14 protein-coding genes are annotated in these 20,050 nt (G+C 51.0%); 6 read left to right on the forward strand and 8 right to left on the reverse strand.

Annotated elements, in window-relative coordinates; all coding sequences use genetic code 11:
* Nucleotides 1–10: 10 nt before the first annotated feature.
* Both truB and ACFSSA_RS06205 read right to left on the reverse strand, forming a co-directional pair.
* Nucleotides 11–745, reverse strand: coding sequence for a tRNA pseudouridine(55) synthase TruB (gene truB / locus ACFSSA_RS06200; protein WP_386819339.1), 735 nt, complete (start codon nt 743–745; stop codon nt 11–13).
* A 17-nt stretch (nt 746–762) separates the two neighbouring features.
* Nucleotides 763–1,767, reverse strand: coding sequence for a DHH family phosphoesterase (locus ACFSSA_RS06205; protein ID WP_386819341.1), 1,005 nt, complete (start codon nt 1,765–1,767; stop codon nt 763–765).
* Nucleotides 1,768–2,011: 244 nt separating this feature from the next.
* Here ACFSSA_RS06205 and ACFSSA_RS06210 point away from each other — a divergent pair, with 244 nt between their 5' ends.
* The gene (locus ACFSSA_RS06210) at nt 2,012–3,475 is read left to right on the forward strand and encodes a PLP-dependent transferase (RefSeq protein WP_386819343.1); all 1,464 of its coding nucleotides are present in this window, start codon (nt 2,012–2,014) and stop codon (nt 3,473–3,475) included.
* An 80-nt stretch (nt 3,476–3,555) separates the two neighbouring features.
* Here the strand turns inward: ACFSSA_RS06210 and ACFSSA_RS06215 are convergent, their stop codons facing one another.
* Together ACFSSA_RS06215 and ACFSSA_RS06220 are read right to left on the reverse strand one after the other, a co-directional pair.
* On the reverse strand, nt 3,556–4,002 hold the full coding sequence (locus ACFSSA_RS06215; protein ID WP_386819345.1) for a PEP-CTERM sorting domain-containing protein: 447 nt from the start codon (nt 4,000–4,002) through the stop codon (nt 3,556–3,558).
* Entirely contained in the window at nt 3,954–4,298 is a 345-nt protein-coding gene (locus ACFSSA_RS06220) for a hypothetical protein (protein ID WP_386819346.1), read from the reverse strand. The genes ACFSSA_RS06215 and ACFSSA_RS06220 overlap by 49 nt, the downstream gene beginning before the upstream one ends.
* A gap of 208 nt (nt 4,299–4,506) precedes the next feature.
* Between ACFSSA_RS06220 and ACFSSA_RS06225 the strand changes: the two genes are divergently transcribed.
* Nucleotides 4,507–6,864 carry a substrate-binding domain-containing protein gene (locus ACFSSA_RS06225; protein WP_386819348.1) on the forward strand — a complete coding sequence of 786 codons (2,358 nt, stop codon included), beginning with the start codon at nt 4,507–4,509 and terminating at the stop codon, nt 6,862–6,864.
* A 120-nt stretch (nt 6,865–6,984) separates the two neighbouring features.
* On the opposite strand, the gene ACFSSA_RS06230 is transcribed toward ACFSSA_RS06225, so the two are convergent.
* Both ACFSSA_RS06230 and ACFSSA_RS06235 read right to left on the reverse strand, forming a co-directional pair.
* A complete protein-coding gene (locus ACFSSA_RS06230; protein ID WP_386819350.1) occupies nt 6,985–8,583 on the reverse strand; it encodes an alpha-L-fucosidase in 1,599 nt (532 codons plus the stop codon).
* A gap of 31 nt (nt 8,584–8,614) precedes the next feature.
* Nucleotides 8,615–10,126 (reverse strand): MFS transporter, encoded by a 1,512-nt coding sequence (locus ACFSSA_RS06235; RefSeq protein ID WP_386819352.1) that lies wholly within the window; start codon nt 10,124–10,126, stop codon nt 8,615–8,617.
* A gap of 179 nt (nt 10,127–10,305) precedes the next feature.
* On the opposite strand from ACFSSA_RS06235, the gene ACFSSA_RS06240 reads away from it, so the two are divergent.
* A complete protein-coding gene (locus ACFSSA_RS06240) occupies nt 10,306–10,833 on the forward strand; it encodes a sigma-70 family RNA polymerase sigma factor (RefSeq protein ID WP_386819354.1) in 528 nt (175 codons plus the stop codon).
* Nucleotides 10,830–12,431 (forward strand): hypothetical protein, encoded by a 1,602-nt coding sequence (locus ACFSSA_RS06245; protein WP_386819356.1) that lies wholly within the window; start codon nt 10,830–10,832, stop codon nt 12,429–12,431. The genes ACFSSA_RS06240 and ACFSSA_RS06245 overlap by 4 nt, the downstream gene beginning before the upstream one ends.
* 89 nt (nt 12,432–12,520) lie before the next feature.
* Here ACFSSA_RS06245 and ACFSSA_RS06250 read toward each other — a convergent pair whose 3' ends face one another.
* Nucleotides 12,521–13,279 (reverse strand): prepilin-type N-terminal cleavage/methylation domain-containing protein, encoded by a 759-nt coding sequence (locus tag ACFSSA_RS06250; protein WP_386819358.1) that lies wholly within the window; start codon nt 13,277–13,279, stop codon nt 12,521–12,523.
* Between the two features lie 186 nt (nt 13,280–13,465).
* On the opposite strand from ACFSSA_RS06250, the gene ACFSSA_RS06255 reads away from it, so the two are divergent.
* Nucleotides 13,466–15,001 carry a sulfatase family protein gene (locus tag ACFSSA_RS06255; protein WP_386819360.1) on the forward strand — a complete coding sequence of 512 codons (1,536 nt, stop codon included), beginning with the start codon at nt 13,466–13,468 and terminating at the stop codon, nt 14,999–15,001.
* A 306-nt stretch (nt 15,002–15,307) separates the two neighbouring features.
* Nucleotides 15,308–17,998 (forward strand): MGH1-like glycoside hydrolase domain-containing protein, encoded by a 2,691-nt coding sequence (locus ACFSSA_RS06260; protein ID WP_386819362.1) that lies wholly within the window; start codon nt 15,308–15,310, stop codon nt 17,996–17,998.
* 61 nt (nt 17,999–18,059) lie between these two features.
* On the opposite strand, the gene ACFSSA_RS06265 is transcribed toward ACFSSA_RS06260, so the two are convergent.
* On the reverse strand, nt 18,060–19,856 hold the full coding sequence (locus ACFSSA_RS06265; protein ID WP_386819363.1) for a TolB family protein: 1,797 nt from the start codon (nt 19,854–19,856) through the stop codon (nt 18,060–18,062).
* Nucleotides 19,857–20,050 lie beyond the last annotated feature (194 nt).

The raw sequence follows: 20,050 nt of genomic DNA on the forward strand, positions 1-20,050 counted from the left end.
TTTTCAATAGTTACGCACCACGCATTAGCGAGATTTCCGCTAGAGAGATAAGCGCCGGAAGGAGCACCTCCGGATTGGCGTCTTTCAGCTGATCCACCGTTACCGCCCGCTCCAGATTGAACTTCCCGGAATTTGAGCGCCGCAATGCGCTGAGATGAGCACCACAACCAAGCTTCTCCCCAATATCGTTCGCATAGGTGCGGACGTAAAAACCCTTTGAGCAGAATACCTTGAAGGTAATTTCGGGCAGATCGATTTTATCGATCTCGTAGCGGGTCACGCACACGGGACGCATTTTCCGCTCAACTTCCTGCCCCTTCCTTGCAAGTTTATAAAGTGGCACGCCACCCTGCTTGATCGCAGAAACCATTGGCGGAAGCTGCTCGAACTCTCCTGTGAAGCTTTCGAATGCAGCAGCGATCTCAGCCTCGGAATAATCACCAACTTCACGTGTTTCCACCACCTCTCCCTCCCTATCTTGGGTGCTGGTCCGGGTGCCAAGAGTCATTGTTCCTTCGTAAACCTTGTCTTCACTCATCAGAAGATCCTGAATTTTTGTCGCTTTCCCGATCACCAGCATGAGCAAGCCGGTGGCCATCGGATCCAATGTCCCACAGTGCCCGATTTTCTTCGTATTCAGAGCTCTGCGCGCAATTGCCACAACATCGTGTGAGGTCATGTCCGGAGCCTTGTCCACCAGTAGCACACCACTTGGCCCGGTATATTCTTCTTGTTTCTTTCTCATCGTGTTTTGAAATTCTTTTAATGGACCGGGCTTTCCAGTGCGGTCTCCAGGGCAGCAAGGACTTTGGCTTTAGCATCTTCGAGCGGCCCTGCCATGCGGATACCTGCGGCAAGGGAGTGCCCTCCTCCGCCGAATTGGGAGGCAACTTCACAGACATTCACGCCTTTGTTCTTCGATCTCATTGAGACGCGGATCTTTCCATCCTGCAGTTCCTCGAAAAATGCCGCAACGAGCACGCCTTTTACACCCCGGATCAAATCGATCAGTCCTTCACTATCATCCGGCTGGAGGACAAGTTTCTTTCTCGTTTCCTCCCGCAGCTCCCAGTGTGCCAGCTTTCCATTCTCAGAGATTGCCAGCGTATTCAGGAGGGCCCGCATCAGCTCCAGACGGCGATATGGGTGATTATCATAGGTTTCCGCATTGATCATCCCGACATCCAGCCCCCGGCGGATCAGATCGGCTCCCATTTCATAGGTTTCCGCAGTGGTCGATCCATATTGGAAGGAGCCGGTATCGGTGGAAACCGCCACATAAATCGCATCCCTCGTCTCCTCCGGCAACGGATAGCCGAGCTGCTGGATCAGCTCATAGATGATTTGTCCAGTGGCCGGCTTGCCCGCATCGATCACATTCAGATCCCCATAGGCTGGATTTGAAATATGGTGGTCAATATTGATCCAAAATTTCGCCCTACCTGCCGCGTGGAGGGAGCGTTCGCCCAGACGGGGCTTGGTAGCAGTGTCCAGAGCAATAGCAACATCCACGTCCACTGGCTCTCCGGGAGTCGTGATTGATTGCGAACCCCGCAAAAACATCAGGCTCTCCGGAACCCCATCCTCATTGACCAGATAAACCGTCTTTCCCATCGCCATGAGAGAAAAGCCCAATGCTATCTGAGAGCCGATCGCATCCCCATCCGGACGGACGTGGCTCATGATGATGAAGCTCTCGTTTTTTGCGATCACTTCCCCCAGTTCTGCAAACTGGTCTTTCAGTATTTTTTCTTCGGACTTTTTCATGATCAGCATCCCGGCTACGGGGCGCGGATTCTCCCCAGCTACCTCTGCGAAGCAAGGACAAAGCAGCAGCGGGGAAACATCCTTCAATCCCTCCGAAATTCAGGATATTCCTGTCATTCGCCTTCAAGGATCGACTCCGCCAGCATTCGGCATGAGCACAATTAATCCCCGAAAGCGCATAATTTCAGGGAAAATCGATATAAACAGACTTGCCCAAAAGAGCTTCCCAAGTCATCTAGCCCGTGTGCGCGACCTCACAGCAAATCCTGCTTGGCAAGAGGAAGATCTCGGCGTCCCCTTGCCGGATTCTTCACACGCCTGCTCAGTCTGCCTCCCGACATGGGATGCAGTCATCGGCTATGAGGAAAACCGGGAAAAGATCATCCGCCGTTTACGAACCGGTTATCCGCGGTTCTTTACTCACCCGACTGTCGAGCGTCTCTTTGAGAACGCCCGGGCGGAAATCGCAGCCGAAGGAGAAGATGTGCTTCTATTGCCTACAAAAGCTTCCGTTCAACGCGCACATCGTTGGCTGGAACGGCAGGCGGAAACAGCCATTCGTATAACATCCTACAACGGTTTCCAGGCCCTTGTTTTCCCTGAAAAAGTCAAAGCTCTGGCAAAATCATACTGGCGTTTCACCGGGGAGGGTATTTCATCCCGGGAAGCACAAGATTACCTGGACGGAAACCTTCGTGAAGGACGCAAGTCCCATCTTCTTTCCCGCGCAATCGCGAAGCTAAACGGCGGAGAACCCGAAAACACGTTTATCTTCGCCAGTGGAATATCCGCTGGACTGGCAGCACTGCGGGCTCTCCCGGGATTGCGCGAGGGGAAGAAAACACTCCAGATCGAGTTTCCTTATGTCGATTCACTGAAGATCCAGGAACGCTTCGGCAATGGCGTTGTCTATCTGAACGAAGCCTCCGGCGAATCCTTTGACGAAGCTCTGCAGCGGATCCGGGCAGGCGAGTTCGCAGGTGTCTTTACCGAGATTCCATCCAACCCTTTGCTCCGAACGATCAATTTAAAACGCGTCTCGGAGGCTTGCCAGTTTTCAAGAACCCCTTTGATCCTGGATGATTCCGCAAGCGGTCCATTGAATGTCGATATCCTCGGCTATGCGGATGTCCTTACTTCCTCGCTTACCAAATGGGTGTCCGGAGCCGGAGATGTTCTCGCCGGCTCCGCCACGCTGCGGGCCGACTCTCCCCTCGCCGATGAATTACGGGAATCCATCGCCGCGGACGCTGAGGAATGTGCGCCACTATACATTGCAGATGCCGAGGTTCTCCTCTCCAACATCAAAGGCTACGCGAAACGCAATACGATCATCAACGAGAATGCGATGGCACTCGTGGAGTTTCTTTCCAATCATCCATCGGTAGCACAAGTCTGGCACCCATCGACTACCCACACGGAAAACTACGATGCCGTGAAAAGAAAAAACGGCGGCTACGGGGGCTTGCTTTCCATCACTCTTGCCAATCCCAAAAAAGCGCCAAAGTTTTACGATTCGCTGCGTTTGTCGAAGGGTCCTTCCTTCGGAACCGCATTCACCCTCGTCTGTCCATACACATTGCTGGCTCACTATGATGAACTACAATGGACCGAGGATTGTGGCGTCCCTTCAAACCTGATCCGGATCTCCGTAGGCATGGAGCCGGTAGAGACCATCATCCAAGCTTTTGGAGACGCCTTGGCATAGTAGGGCTGCATAAAAAACGGGCTCTGCCATAAAGCGGAACCCGATCTTTTGAAACTGTTCCCGAGTGGGAAAGCTCCGCCTTAGCGACGGCGGCGAATCATGCCGAATCCGATAGCTCCGAGAGCGGCAAGCAGTGCCGCGGAAGGCTCTGGCACAGTATCGACGGAAAAAACAAAGTTATCGAAGTAGACCACGTTGTCAGTCGGCGTTCCATTTTGGAAATTGATATTGAACAGCAGTTTGTTCGCGGTAGGAGTCGCCGGACGGTTTGGATCCAATCCTGTTGGAATATTTCCAGTATAAGAATTGGAATAAACGCCAGCCAATCTTACCTGCTGACTACCGCCCAAGAAATCCGTGGTGAAATTGTTTCGTCCCCCGGGACCGAATTCAGTGGTATCGGTCGCGCCATTGTTGGCGATGTTATTGTTATTGGGATCAGCGTTCCAACGGTTTGTGATCCCGCCTACGGCATTTCCTACTGCAAGATCGCCGCAGGAATATACATGTCGAAGGTAACCGACCAAGTGCCGTTAGGATCGAGATTGTCCGGAAGATTGAAGTTGGAATCGGAAAGAATCTCCAGCCCCATATACTGGTTATTGGTAGTGGCCTCAAAACGGAGAACGTTTCCACTCGCACTCGTGAAGCCAGCTGATGCAGCCACGATCGTGCCACGGGAAACACCAGTGTCGTTTCCTGGATTGATATCGTTCACCGGGTCGAAATTACTGGTGAAAATCACCGTATTCGCAGCAGATGAAAAGCTTACGGCACCGCCGAAGAGAACGGCGGTAAGAAGTGTTGCGGATTTCTTTTTCATATTTTTTAGATGGGAGTTTTTCCAAAGAACAACCAGCCTTTCGATTCATGACGAGGCTTCGGGAAGGTGTTCATTCAGACAATATCTCAAGATCACATAAAGATGCACTTTTGTTTGGTTTTTCGTGATTTGAACGTATCTACTAATCATTTCTGGCAAAAATGATCTGCGCTTCATAGAAACTACGGATAATTCTGGTCACAACCCCATGTCCGCACAGAGTGAATCAAACTTGTTCCGCATCGCAATTTTAGCGGATCCCACTCAGGCATACGGCAGGAACATGATGCGCGGAGCAACCCGCTACCTTTGGGAAAACGATATCTCTGTCCACGTCGATATTTTGGAGCGAGACTGGCCTTTCTCGCAAAAACAACTCAACACCTATGATGGCTTTATTGAGACTTTGAACACGGATTGGCTCAGTAACCTCCCCCCCTCCAAGCCTATAATCTCCGTCGATTTCACCAGTAGGAACCGGCATTCAATTTTCGTTCAATTGGATAATTTCGGGATTGGTGAAACTGCTGCGAACGCGCTTTACGAGCAAGGATCCGTAAGCTTCGCGTTCTATGATGGCGTGAGGACGGAAAATCCGGCCTCGCGGGCCAGAAGAGATGCCCGTCTGAAGGGGTTCCGCGCAAGATTGATCGAGCTGGGAATCAAAAACATTGCGAAAAACCTGAAAGTTTACTCTTCCTGTCATGCAGACCAACTTGAGGATTGGATTGCCAGCTTGCGGAAGCCAACCGGGATTTTCACCTTCAACGATCTGGGAGCGCTTGAGATAAGCTATGCTTGCGAGGCACTGGGTCTGCTCGTGCCTGAAGAAGTTTCGATTGTCGGCGTGGATAATGATAGATTGCTCGGTCCACTCAGCGCTCCTCCCCTGTCTAGCATAGACCCGAGAATCGATGAAATAGCTTTCAACGCCATGCGGCTTCTCATCGATATGCTCGGCAAGAAGACAAGTGCTGCATTGCCGGTTCCAAAGCCCCGTCTCATTGCCCGTGAATCGACAGGAGATACCTCAGTCGCGGATGAAAGCGTCCGCAAGGCGATAAAAATCATCCAGAGCTCAATCAAAAACGAGCATCTTTCCACCCGGGAGTTGGCTAAACGCACCGGTCACAGCCTGAGAAAACTTGAGATTCTTTTCAAAGAACATCTTGGAAAAACCATCCGCGATGAAATTCTGGACCGTCAGCTCAGCCAGTTCAGATTTTTACTACGAACCACGGACCTTCCCATAGAACAGATTTGTTTCCGCCTTTCCCAGGAGCCCTCCAACTTTCGCAAAAGCTTCCAGCGCATCGAAGGCATTTCACCCGGAAAATATCGCTTGTTCCATCAGGAAAAGTTCTCATCAGGCACCCCGGCAGTACTCAGGCTCCGCCCAAATCGGTTGAGGCTGTGCTTTTTCAATAAACTCCAGGGTAAATCCGCGTTTGACTATATACGCGGGGTTCAGGACTACATTCGTGAATTTCCCGAAGTCCAGGTAAAGCTGTTTCCCCAGGATCCACCCCAGAACATCGAAGATTCCACATTTGTCGGTTCATTGGCCCGTTTTGATGGATTTATCTCCCCTCCCCACGCTCTTCTTTCCAAGTCGATTCTGGGAAAACGACCGGTTCTGTATCTTGATCACCAGCGACATTATCCAATGTCATCTTCTGTTTGTGTGGACAGCCGGGAATGCGGAAAAATGGCAGCTGAGCACTTTATTACAAAAGGTCATAGGTCCTTTGTTTACTGCGATTACCTGGGAATGGAACCGATTGCGACCGAGTGGGTTACCGACCAGCGAAACTGGAACCGGTATTCCGCATTCCATGAAACCATCCGTAGCCATGGTTTCTCCGAAGGAGCGATAAAACATAGCATCCCCAAAGACTTAACCACCCCGCCTCAGTGGCTGGAAAATTTACCCACACCAACAGCGATTTTTGCCTTCAACGATCTGATCGCAAGGCATCTGGTTGAACTTTGCAGAAGAGCCGACCTAAAGATTCCACAGGACATCGCCATCCTGGGAATCGACAACGATGAACTAACCTGTGAGCTAAACAATCCACCCCTTAGCAGCATCGATATGGGTTTCCGCCGGGCTGGATATCAGGCCGTCAGACTACTCTGCGATATGATTCGCGATCCCTCTCCAGAGAGAGTCATGGCCATCTCCGTTCCGCCCTATCAGGTTATCGAACGGGAAAGCACCGCCGGTATTGCCGGAGGAGATCCTGTCATCTCCGCTGCAGTTGAATTTATAACGGAAAATTATTCGCGGAAAATAGGCGTTAGCGATATCGCGGAAAATTGCGGAACCAGCCGGCGCAGTCTGGAGCAAAAATGTCTCAAGCATTTGCGAAAAACAGTCGCTGCCGTAATTCTGGAAACCCGCTTGAGCGCTGCAAAATCGCTGCTAGCGAAAAGCCCACTGCGTATCTCCGAAATTTCGGAACAATGCGGCTTCCGCCACTTTCGATATTTCTGCGAAGTGTTCAAACGGCAAACGGGAATGACGCCTCGTAGCTATCGTCTCCAGTTTACGAAGAATCAATAAGCAGCGAAGTTCCCACGGACGGCAAAGCTCTGCGGTAAAACGAAAAAAGGCCACCTTTCCCAGCGAAAGGTGGCCTTTATGAATTTTACCGGATCAACAGCGGATGACCCGGAGTTTGAATTATTTAGCGAAGCTCACTTTGAGGCAGCTTGCAAAATCTGTGGGAGCTTCCGCCGGAAGTGCGACCACAAGCCCTTTGTCGGTTTGCTCAAAGGTGACCTTACCACCGCCAAGGAGCTCTACGGAATCGACCTTGCGGCCTTCGTTTTCATTTCCCACAGCGAGGGATTTGATCGTCACGGTTTCGCCCTTAGGCCATTCCATCAGAAATGTATAGAGAGTGCCATCCTGCTGGGTGAAGCGGATATCTTCTTCTGTATAACCTTTCTGTTTATGCTCTTGGTGGGCACCTTCCGCATTGCCGGTAGGACCTTCGCCAAAGATTTTCCAAGGACGTGTCGAGTAGATGCCTTCACCATTGGTCTCAAGCCATTTGCCGATCTCGCGCAACATCGCCTGCTCTTCGTCCGGGATTGTGCCATCGGACTTCGGACCAATGTTCAGAAGCATCACACCGTTTTTCGAAACGATGTCGATGAGATCATCCACCATAACGTTCACAGGCTTATATTCATGGTTGGTCACATAGCCCCAGCTTGTGTAGCTGACGGAGGTATCCGTCTGCCAGAGCTCCGGACGAATTCCATTGAGCTTGCCCCGCTCGATATCGAGCATGGCTTCGCCATCCTTGAAAGCATCCCATTTGTAGTTGAGAGCGACCTCCTGGCCATTTTCCGCAGCCTTGTTGTAGTAATAGGCTGCAAATTTCTTGTTCAGTTCATAGTGATCGTTTGTTTCCGGTGTGCCGTTTTTATTGCGACCGATTCCGAAATCGAACCAGATGATATCCGGCTTGTAGCGATCGACCAGATCCGCGGTGCGGGCAAGCCAGTCCTTACGGAATTCCTCACTGGAAACCCACGCATGTCTGTGGTCCTTTCTGAAGACGTCCGCGCCTTTCCCCGGGTAAAGATATGGCTGATCAGGGCTGTAGAGATCGAAGAACTCCGGATTGGTATTATCCGCACCTTCCACACGGAAGAAGTAGGCCCAGTTGAAAGCCCGGTGGCTGGATACCGCGAATTTGAGATCCTCTGCGTGAACCGCATCCGAAAGCTCTTTGATGATGTCGCGCTTCGGCCCCATGTTCACGGAGTTCCACCGGGTGAACGGGTTGTCATACATGGAAAACCCGTCATGGTGTTCGGCAACTGGCATGACATATTTCGCACCGGATTCCTTGAAGAGCTTTGCCCATGCCTTCGCATCGAAATTCTCCGCTTTGAACATTGGGACAAAATCCTTGTAACCGAATTTTGAAACTGGCCCGAAGGTCTCCTCGTGATGCTTGAACTCCGGGGTGCTCGGATCATACATCTTACGGGGATACCACTCGCTGCCGAATGCGGGCACCGAGTAAACGCCCCAGTGGATGAAGATGCCAAATTTCGCATCCTTATACCATTCCGGGATACCAATCTTCCGAAGTGACTCGGTCTCGGGTTTGAATGGGCCGGCGGCATTGGTTTTTTCAACTTCTTCAAGCTTCGCAGCAACGAGCGAGTCGTGCTTTTCCGCCGGCACGGCAGGAGGAAAAACATTTTCCGCATGAAGGACCGCAGGGGCAGCCAATAGCAGTAGTGGGAGTGTGTATTTCATTCGATAAGTTCTATAGTTAGGGAAAATGGTATTAAACGTAGTCCGGGTGCGGACGCTCCGTGAGCTTCCGATCACGCAGCATGGAGCGGAAGCCGAAGAGCGCGATCACGACAAAACATGCCGCAGGCAACCAGAAAGAAGCTCTCACTCCAAAGTCGGTGATGAATCCACCCTGCAGCTTGGTCAGCACGGCTCCGCCTACGATAGACATGATAAGGAAAGCCGAGCCGAGTTTTGCTTCCTCGATTTTCATGCCTTTCAGGGCGATGCCATAGATCGTAGGGAACATCAGCGACATGGCGGCGGAAATCATAACCAGAGAGTAGAGCCCAAGTTTTCCCTCAAGGTAAATGGCTCCCACTGTAAATACGAAACCGGCCACCGCGAAGATGAGCAGCATTTTCCCTGCCCCGATAAACTTCATCAGATAAGTGCAAATGAAGCGTGAGGAGAGGAAGATGATCATCGCTACAATATTGTAGTTCTGGGCTTCACCGAGGCTCAGGCCCACCTGTTCCATCCCGTAATGGATGATGAAGGTCCAGCACATGATTTGCGCACCAACGTAGAAAAGCTGCGCGATAACCCCTTCGCGGAAATGCGGGATTTTTACCAAACGCCCGACGATCTCCATGAAGGGAGCTTCCGTTCCACCTTCTTCTTTGAAGTTCGGCATCTTGCTGAAGGTAAAGATCAGGAAGAAGACGAATACGATGATGGCGATGGTCACGTATGGAGTGCGGACATTTCCGAGATCGGTCTGTTGCAGCTCGTTGAATATCTCGGGATCGTTCGCACGTTGTGCCTTGAGAGCATTGGGCACCGCTTGGTCCAATGCGCCCGAGACCGTTCTGAAGTCGGGAATGCCATCCTTGTAGAGGGAGACTTCCGCTCCATCCTTGAGGATGACCGTCTCACCGTCCTGGCCGAGTTTTGCTCCTTCCGGAAGAGCGTTCGCATCGGTAATGAGATATTGGATCGCAGCCGGGCTCTGCTCTTTCATTTCATCGCGGAACTTGGTGACAGCGAGGTTCGGAGCGAGCAACTGGGAGGCGACGGCCATTCCGATCAGCGAGCCGATCGGGTTGAACGACTGGGCCAGATTGAGACGTTGCGTCGAGGTCTCCGCCGGGCCCATTGCCAGAATATAGGGATTACAAGCGGTTTCGAGGAACGCCAGGCCATAGGTGATGATGTAGGATGTGAGAGCAAATAGGGCGAAGTTTGCCATCAAGCTCGCAGGCACAGCGATCAACGCGCCCAGCGCATAAAGGAGCAGACCGAGCATGATCGCCGCCTTGTAGGAGAATTTCCGGATGAAGAATACCGCAGGAATCGCCATACAGAAGTAACCGGTATAGAAAGCGAATTGCAGCCATGAGGCTTGCGAGGTGGTAATGATGAAAACCTGCTCAAAGACCTTTACCAGCGGATTGGTGAAATCATTCGCAAATCCCCACAGTGAAAAACAGCAGGTAGTTAGAATAAACGGCAGGAGAAATTCTTTTGGAATGGTGCTTATTGAGGCGTTATTTTTGCTCACGTTCTTTACAGTTGGATTTAATTGTGGAAAGAGGTGGGATGTCCGTAAAGACACCCCGGACTTTGGATATGTTTCACGACAGGGACGATGTGCAGAAGAAAAAACTTATTTTGAAATAAGATTTTCCATCTTCCAAGCTCGCGACCAAGCCGATAATAAACTGACCACCTAATTGCATTTTGAGTAACCCAGACCAAGGAGAACAGTTTTCGAGCCTATTGATGGCCAACAGACATCGGATTTACGGATTTTTGTATTCATTGGTCCATCAACACCAGGCAGCGGAAGATCTGATGCAGGAGGTCTCGATGATTTTATGGAGAAAATTCGATCAGTTTGAAATCGGAACCGATTTCGCCGTCTGGGCGATGAGCGTCGGGCGCTTCTGCGTTTTGAATTGGCGGAGAAAACAGGCACGGCTACCGCTCTCACTGGATGATGATGATCTCATCCGTCTGGCGGACGAGGCGGTCTCCGTTGCCTGCGAGGATGATATGCGCGGTAGCCTGAAGGAATGTATGCGCTTGCTTCCCGAAAAGCTGAAAAAGGTTCTCCGGGCAAGATATCATCGTGATCTGGATGTGAAGGAAATCGCAAAACGAAACCAACAGAGCGTGCGGGCGGTCTATCTGCTTTTGGAGAAGTCCCACGGACTCCTGCTGGATTGCGTTTCGCAAAAACTTGGAAAACCCCCTCAGCAACCATGAAGGATTCTTATTCGGACAAAGAGATCGATCGGCTGGCGGAGCGTCTCCGGCAGAATGATCTTTCCTCCACGGAAGCGGATGCGTTGCGGGATGCCATCCGCAATCATCCCCGGGCACGGCGCCGGTTGGCCAGCAATCTTTATCTCTCCGCGGAGTTTCACAGCGATTCCCTCACACACGAGTTACTGGGAAATGATAGCGACCGTAAAACATTTCCGTTCCGCCCCTGGCACGGAATCGTTGCTGCCGCAGTCCTCGCCTCGGGAATCGGCTACACGGTATATCAGTTTTCCAACCACAATAATAATGACCAGGCTCTCGCTGCCCACCAAAAGGGAGTCGCCGTGCTGAGCCGTCAACTGGATGTCTCCTGGGTGGGAGAGCCTCCACCGAAAAATGGGGATACCGGAGATCGCATGCTTTTGGAGCCGGGATTTTTGGAAATAAGCAAAGGCACGCTTCAGATTGATTTCTATAGTGGCGCCAGCGTGTTGATCGAGGCTCCGGCTCGCTTTGAGATTATTGATGCGAGCTGTGGCAGACTTTCCTATGGAAAAATCAGTGTCGATATCCCCTCGGTGGCCGTGGGGTTCAAGCTCATCGCTCCCGATCTTGAGTTGGTGGACCAGGCTACCGAATTCGGCATCAATGCCGGGAAGGACGGTTCCTGTGAAATCCATGTTTTCAGCGGCAATCTAAATGTCTCCATCGCAGCCATGGAGCCTAAATTTATCAGAAGCGGAAACGGCATATCCATCAAACAGGGAAAAATCACAGATTTCCCCGCACAGCCTGGAGAATTTGTCCGCTCCACATCGCTGGATGCGGAATTGCGCTCCAAACAAACACTTTGGAACGATTGGAAGCGCGATATCCTCTCGGATCCGGATGTTCTTCTTTATTACTCCTTTTCCGATATCCCGAAATGGGGTCGCACGATTGCCAACGAAGCCATGGGAGCCACAGCGGACACGGCCGGCGCGATCGTTGGCTGCCAACCGGTTCCCGGCCGCTGGCCAGGTTCCCAGGCAATGGGTTTCAGTTCTTCTTCCGATCGAGTCCGCTTGAATTTGCCGGGGCAATACGATTCCCTGACCTTGGCCACATGGGTGAAACTGGACAAACGGAGCTCAAAACACATTTCCCTCCTGAGCTGTGATCAAGAGGCCAATCAGAAATTCCTCATCGACTGGAGCCTTATCACGACGGAGAAGAACGTCTCTTATGTCACTCATTTCACCGAAACCAACCGTAAATTCGGCGCGATGGAAGACAGAAGCCATCACCACTCGCCCACGAATCTTGCAAAATATTTCAAAGTCGGTCAGTGGGTTCTATTGGGCCTCGTCTATGACGCTGGGAAAAAAGAGGTCAGGCACTATGCCAATGGGGATCTCGTTTATACAAATCCCGCAAAGGCCGATCATCAGCTGATCATCGGGATCGCCGATTTGGGCAACTGGCCATACAAGGAATGGGCCAAGGGCACGGAATTTGAGGTGCGAAACCTCAGTGGCGCCATGGCGGACTTCCTGATTGCGAAACGTCCATTTGAGACCCGCGATTTTCAAAGGATGTACGAAATGGGTAAACCTTGAGGGCTCCAACAAAAAAGAAGGGAGGTCATACCGACCTACCTTCTTTTATTCGAGAATAGAGTCTCTCCGGAACCGGAGGGAAATCCCGCTTATCTCCAGGTAAGCTGCATATGCTTCCGCAAACCTTCCGCGCTTTTTATGTAATCGTTATCAATGCGTTCGACATGGTTGTCCACGAAAACACAATGCGCGCCATTTTTGTAGTTCCCTTGCGGAGCATTATTCGCCCACCCAGTGAAAACTCCGTTCGAGCCATCGTCATCGGACTCCCCCATCAAAATGGTGAGCGCCGGGTTGACAATTTCACGGCTCTTGGCATTTGTCCCGTCGATTCGGGTCAAATTCGGGTTAGGTGTTGTTGAAGAAATCCAGCCCTCAATCCAGGCATTGTAGCAGTAACTTCCGAACGTTTGATCGGCACTCGAGGCTAGATCCACATCCGCAAGCTCCCGTGCATCTCCACCGAGAGTTCTTTCAGAAAGCGGGTTTTGCAAAATGGTATCGGACGGCATCACTTTCCAAACATATTTCGGTGCCTCAAGCACACAATAGCCTTGAACTTCTCCGATGAGTTCATGGATCACAAATTTTCTCCATGGATTCAGAAGCTGTCCGGCGTATCCAGGGAACGTGCCGGGATTTGTGAGATTATTGGACAAACCCTCCTCACGGATAACATGCACCGCTGTGCCCACCTGTTTGAGATTGCTAATACAGGTCGCGGCTTTGGATGCCTGTAGAGCCCTACTGGCTCCCATGAAGCCCAGCGAAGCCAGAACGGCAACAATGACGATTACGACAAGTAGCTCCACGAGAGTGAAGCCTTTGGATTTTTTTGAGTTTTTCATAACGGTATTCAACTAGGGTAAATGTTCTTATCATCGGCGTTTGTGAAAAAAAATTGCACGGCAGGCCGTATTTGGCGATTATCTACAATACACCGTAAACACGCCAACCGCATCCCGGTTTCGGAAAAAACTCCTTTTCCCGTAAATAAGTTTCCGTTCAGCGCTCTCAATTAGAAATATCCAATAATGAAGTTATTAACCACCCTAGCAGCCCTGCTCACGGCTCTACCGGCGTTTGCCGAGAAGCAGCCCAATATTCTCTATATCATGTCGGATGACCATGCAGCCCATGCAATCGGCGCGTATGGCGGACGACTCTCCAAGCTCAACCCGACCCCATCGATTGATCGCTTGGCCAAAGAAGGTGCGCTGATGGAAAACACGTTTTGCACGAATTCGATTTGTTCTCCGAGTCGCGCGACAGTGATCACCGGACAATATTCCCATACAAACGGCGTCCGCATCCTGGGCGAGCCCGTGCTGCCGGAAAACCAGACACTCCCGCTGGAAATGAAAAAGGCCGGTTATGTCACCGGAATGATCGGGAAATGGCACCTGGAGGTAGAGCCAGCCTCCTTTGACTACTACTCCGTTCTCAATGGCCAGGGGAATTACTTCAATCCTGTCATGAATGACAAAAAGGCGGGCAAATGGCCGGACAACATCGTCCATTATCCTACCGGAAAAGGTTCATACGACTCACTCCATACGGATGATGTCATCACCGATCTCTCGATCGACTGGATGAAACAACAGCTAAAATCCGGCAAACCCTTCTTTCTCATGCATCATTTCAAAGGACCGCATGACAACTTTGAGAACGCCGAGCGTTACGATTTTCTCTATGATGATATCGAGATCCCTGAACCTTCAGATCTCTATGAGCGCAGCAAGAACGGCCCTCTCGACCATGAGCCCTATGGCACATCCGTCTCCGGCCGGAATAGCCGTCGGAACATGGGTCATCACATGTTTGTCGATCCCAATTTGGAACCGCGCGAATACACCCACGTATCCTATCAGCGCTATTTGAAAAAATACCTACGCACCATCCGCGGAGTGGATGACAATATCGGCCGCGTTCTGGACTTTTTGGAAAAAGAGGGCGAACTGGACAACACGCTTATTATCTACACCTCCGATCAAGGTTTCATGACCGGAGAACACGATATGATCGACAAACGCTGGATGTATGAGGAATCACTGCGCATGCCATTCGTAGCACGCTATCCTGCCGCGATCAAGGGCGGCACAAAGGTGGACCAGCTCGCCAACAATGTCGATTTCGCACCTACTCTTCTGGATTTCGCCGGAGTGAAGGAAATGCCGGAAAGCTTTGAAGGACGTAGCTTCCTGCCGCTTCTGGAAGGTAAGACCATCAGCGATTGGCCGGAAGCAACCTACTACCGCTACTGGATGCACATGGCTCACCATGACAACCCGGCTCACTACGGCATTCGCACGAAGAAATACAAATTGATCTATTTCTACGGACTTCAGCTGGACACGAAAGGCGAAAAAAAGGCGCCAACTCCCGCCTACTGGGAATTTTATGATCTCAGCAAAGATCCCCAGGAGCTCAACAACGCATATGCGGATCCGGAATATGCGGAAACCATCAAAAAGCTCAAAAGTGATCTTCTGGATTTGAAAGAGGAGATCGGCGATACCGATGAAAAATATCCGGAGCTGATGAAAGTCCGCGAAGAAACCTGGGAATAATTTTCTGCGGACAAAAGGTTGCAGCAGAAGGTTCCGGTTCCGAATTCCTTACCTTTCGAAGCGAAGCAACTGCCCCGCTAAACCATGATGCATTGCGAAAGCTCCTGACGAAAGGGCCAGCTTTCGAATAAAGCCAAAGACGCCGGATTTATTTCCGGCGTCTTTTTTGTTTTCATTCCGATCAGTGTGGTTTTCCCACAAAAGGCGATGGAGGATTTCGCAAAATTTGCATGCACGATGCTTCCGGAAATCGAGTTCCATGTTCGCTTTTCGTGGAAACCGTGCTAGAAACCTCCCCAAGCCTCCATGACTGAAGAAAACATTAGACTTTCACAGGAAGAAAACCGCGCAAAAAACTGGAAACGCTGGGGTCCCTACCTCTCCGAGCGCCAGTGGGGAACTGTCCGCGAAGACTACTCCGACCATGGTAACTCGTGGGCCGCTTTCCCCCATGATCAGGCCCGCCGGAGAGCTTATCGCTGGGGTGAGGATGGACTCCAGGGCTGGTGCGACCGGGGCTGCCGCTTATGCTTCGCACCCGCATTGTGGAACGGCAAGGATTCGATCCTTAAAGAGCGTCTTTTTGGTTTGGGAGGAAATGAAGGAAACCACGGCGAAGACGTGAAGGAATGCTACTACTACCTGGATTCCACGCCTACCCACTCATACACCAAAGCTCTCTATAAGTATCCGCAGCAAAAATATCCCTACACACAGATCCGCATTGAAAATGAACGGCTTGGCAGATTGGGCCCGGAAATGGAGTTGGCCGATACCGGGATTTTCGATGACAACCTCTACTTTGATGTGGTTCAGGAAGTGGCAAAAAGAAGCCCGCAGGATATTCTGTGGCGAATTACGGTAACCAACCGAGCAGCAACATCCGCTCCCCTGCATATTCTGCCGACCCTCTGGCTACGCAATACCTGGAGCTGGGGCACAGATCTGGATGCGCCTGCCGTCAAGCCCTCGATAATCCAAGAAGGAGACGGGCTCTTCATCGACCACGAATCCCTGGGAAAATTCCGGTTCCACGCCGGCACGGATCAGGCAAGACCCAAAAAAGCGGAATGGCTTTTCACCGAAAACGATACCAACCATGAGGCTCTGGGCGGCATGAAAAACGGCACTCCTTACACCAAGGATGCCTTCCATCGGTATATCATCCAAGGAGAGAAGAAGGCGGTATCCCCAAAAAAGGCAGGAACCAAATCAGCACTTTATTACCTATTTCAAGTTCCGGCCGGCGAGTCAGTCACCATCTATTGCCGCCTTCATCACATCAATGAAAGTAACCGGATCAACGGACTGGACCAATTCAACGAGACCGTGGACCAACGCCTGAAAGAGGCGGATGAATTCTACAATGAAGTCATACCGCCGGGAATTTCCGAGGATGAAAAATTGATCTGCCGCCAGGGATATGCCGGGCTTTTATGGACCAAACAGTTCTTCTTTTATTCTGTCGAGGACTGGCTCAAGGGGGACAAAGAGATGCCCGAGCCTCCGGCAAACCGGCTCCTGGGACGTAACCACGATTGGAAACATTTTTACGCTAAAAATATTCTCTCGATGCCCGACAAGTGGGAGTATCCGTGGTTTGCCGCCTGGGACACCGCCTTCCATATGCTGCCCTTCTGCGCAGTGGATTCTGCCTTCAGCAAACACCAGCTTTTACTATTGCTGCGGGAGTGGTATATGCACCCCAATGGCCAGCTGCCGGCCTACGAATGGAATTTCTCCGATGTGAATCCTCCCGTCCACGCATGGGCGGTATGGCGGGTCTACAAAATCGCGGATCGCAAGGGCGAGAGGGACCTGCTTTTCCTCGAAAAAGCATTCCAGAAGCTCCTGATGAATTTCACCTGGTGGGTCAATCGCAAGGACTTGGATGGGCGTCACGTGTTCGGCGGCGGCTTCCTTGGTCTGGATAACATCGGAGTTTTCGATCGCTCTCATGCGCTCCCCGGAGGTGGTTATCTTCAGCAGGCCGATGGCACCGCTTGGATGGGCTTCTACTGTCTGACAATGCTATCGATGGCCTTGGAACTGGCTCTGACAAAACCTGCCTACGAAGATATTGCCTCCAAGTTTTTCGAGCATTTTGTGAACATTTGCGATGCGATCAATACTCTCGGAGGCAACGGCTTGTGGGACGTTCAGGATCAGTTTTACTACGATCAGCTGATCATTGATGATGAAGCACCCATCCCGCTTCGCATCCGCTCTCTTGTCGGCCTTCTTCCCCTTTCCGCTGTTACTGTGCTCAAGCAGAAAACCATTGATGCGCTACCCGGCTTCAGGAAACGCATGGATTGGTTCCTCACAAACAAGCCGGATCTATTGAAGTATGTGACGGCGAACCGCGTTCCCGGCAAAAAATCTTCAGGCCGGGTTCTGCTGGCTATTCCTTCCCAGGAGCGGCTTCGCCAAAGCCTTACCTATATGCTCGATCCGAAGGAATTCCTCTCAAACTTCGGCATTCGCTCTCTTTCCAAGGCACATGATGATCACCCCTTTATCTTCCAGTATGCGGGAGCCACCCACCAGGTCCAATACACCCCCGGAGAGGCAACCACGGATATGTTCGGCGGGAATTCCAACTGGCGGGGCCCTATATGGTTCCCCACAAATTTCATTCTTATCGAAGCGCTCGAACGCTATTACTACTTCTATGGTGATACTTTCAAAATCGAGTATCCCACAGGTTCCGGCGTTGAGTGCACGCTTCGGGATATCGCCATTGATATCTGCGACAGGCTGATCTCGCTCTTCACAAAGAATGAAGAAGGTTACCGACCTTGCTTTGGCGATAGTGAAACCTCAAAACGCTATTCGGATGATGAGCACTGGAAAGATCTACTCCTTTTCCACGAGTATTTCCATGGCGAGACCGGAGAAGGCCTCGGAGCTTCGCACCAAACCGGATGGACCGCACTAGTCGTCCGCTTGGTCCGCGAACGCCGGGAAAAACTTACCGAAGAAGGGTTTTGCTAATGAATCGAGTCCCCTTGATCGGGGACTCGAACGCTTTCAGACCGAGACTGCGGTCCCGCTCTTACGGATCAATGTTCACCTTCAAGCGCATGAATCCGGTGGAACCCAGCGGTGAAAACGATCTGTATCGGTAGATGTTGAAATCGCCGTCTGATTCCGGCGCTCCCACTTGTAGCGTAGGACCGGGGATACTAATCAATTTTTCAAGAGTGGAGGCACTTTGCACCTGCCAGGTATAACCGGCAGGCATGACTTTCCTGATCCGGACCTTGAAAACCATATATTTGTTCATATCTCCGGAGATTCCCAGTGAATCCCCCGTGACAAACTGTTCTTCCGGGAGGTGACTGAGATCAGACGTCAGAGCATTTGAACCGATGAAATATTTGAGAAGGTTCGGGACCCCATCCCCACTTGGGTTGTCATTGGCCCCACGCTTGTCCGCTGGCAGCACGGAGGCCCATTGCTCGAAAGTCAGGCCGTTTACAACTGGAGTAGAAAATGTTCCTACCCCGATCGCATGAGCGGAAGATGACCCTGGAAATCCCATAGCTGCGAACTGGCTGGTGCTAAAAGCGATGTAGGAGCCATTATCCGGCATCACCGGGCCGCGGGTGAACGTCACGCTGCTCGATTTATCAGGAGCATCGGTGACAATCTCAAGTGTCTGCGTTCCGTTACTGTTTAGGACGGCTTTGAAAATATCGTCGCTATTTGTCCCCTCATCGTCATTTGTCAAAAGCGGAGATTTTGAGCTGAAGGCAACGATGCTCCCGTTGAGGTTTAGCACTGTCGAAATGCCAATGCTGGAAACATTCGGGACGTTGGTGATTGTTTTTGTCAGCACCCAGACTTTTTTGGAAGGAATGTCTTTTACATATAAGTCTTCATTGGGGTTCGACGGATGTGACGACACCATCTTCGGCCACGTCGTCGTAGGAGAATTCAACTGCCCAACGTTCTTCCCCAGAAACGCAACCCGATTGCCATCGGCACTGATTCGGGGATAAGTAAAATGGGCATTGGAAACTTGATCCGATTCATTTTTATTCAACAAAAGAGTATTTCCGTTTGTAATATCCCTCCGCAGAACAGCCGCATAATTTGCAAACATCTTATTTGCCCGATCCGGATGCGAACTGTTATACGTCGTAGCAAAAACGACATATTTCGCGTCAGGTGACATATCGAAATTCCAAAAGTTGCTGATGTTAAAGTCATCAATCTCCCCCAAGCCCGAAATCTGGGCACCATTGTAGGTAAGCGAGATAATTTTGATCGAGTTATTCTGACGATCGTAGAGATACACTCCCGGATTTCCGGCACGGGGAAGCTGGTTTTGATTGGTAATCAAGGTCCGGCTGTCACTGGCAAAAGCCAGGTAGCGGCCATCACCACTGATCACAGGGTGGGCACTCCTCACCGTGTATGCAACGACCCCACCCTGTTGATTGGCAGTAACCCATGTGGTCACGCCAGTCTGGCGATCACGTAAATAGATATGCCTATCCTCGAGAGATGACCAAGCGATGAACCGACCGTCATCGCTCATTACCGCTTCATCGACCCCTGTATGGGTAACTGTAGAGTCACCCACATAATCGACGGATCCGGTCGCAAGATTCCGCAGGTATAAACCGGTAACAGCGAACCCCGGCGAGGTGGTGCTGGTGCTGGATCTTGTATAGAACAACACCAGATTGCCATCCGGCGATATATCCATAATATCACCTCCGCCACTATGAATCTGATTGAATGGACTGCCGGAAAGTAATCTCACTTCCGCCGAAGCTCTCGGGCCAATCGCCACAGCAAAGAGCAATCCCATTAGAAGATAAAAAAGAAAAATTTGTTTCATATAAAATACCTGAAATTTAAATTTTAGCATTATCCTTGATCCCGCTGCAGGCAAGTGTGGACTCATTATTTTTGTAGGCACAAATTAAAGACATCATCTAAGCTCCAGAATTCCAGCGGAATAGGAGAATTCTTCTTATTTCCACGTTCCTGGCGGCGTGGAGAAAAATCATATTCACATAACAAAACCAGCTG

The sequence above is a fragment of the Luteolibacter algae genome, assembly GCF_042683045.1.
Taxonomy (GTDB): Bacteria; Verrucomicrobiota; Verrucomicrobiia; order Verrucomicrobiales; family Akkermansiaceae; genus Luteolibacter; species Luteolibacter algae.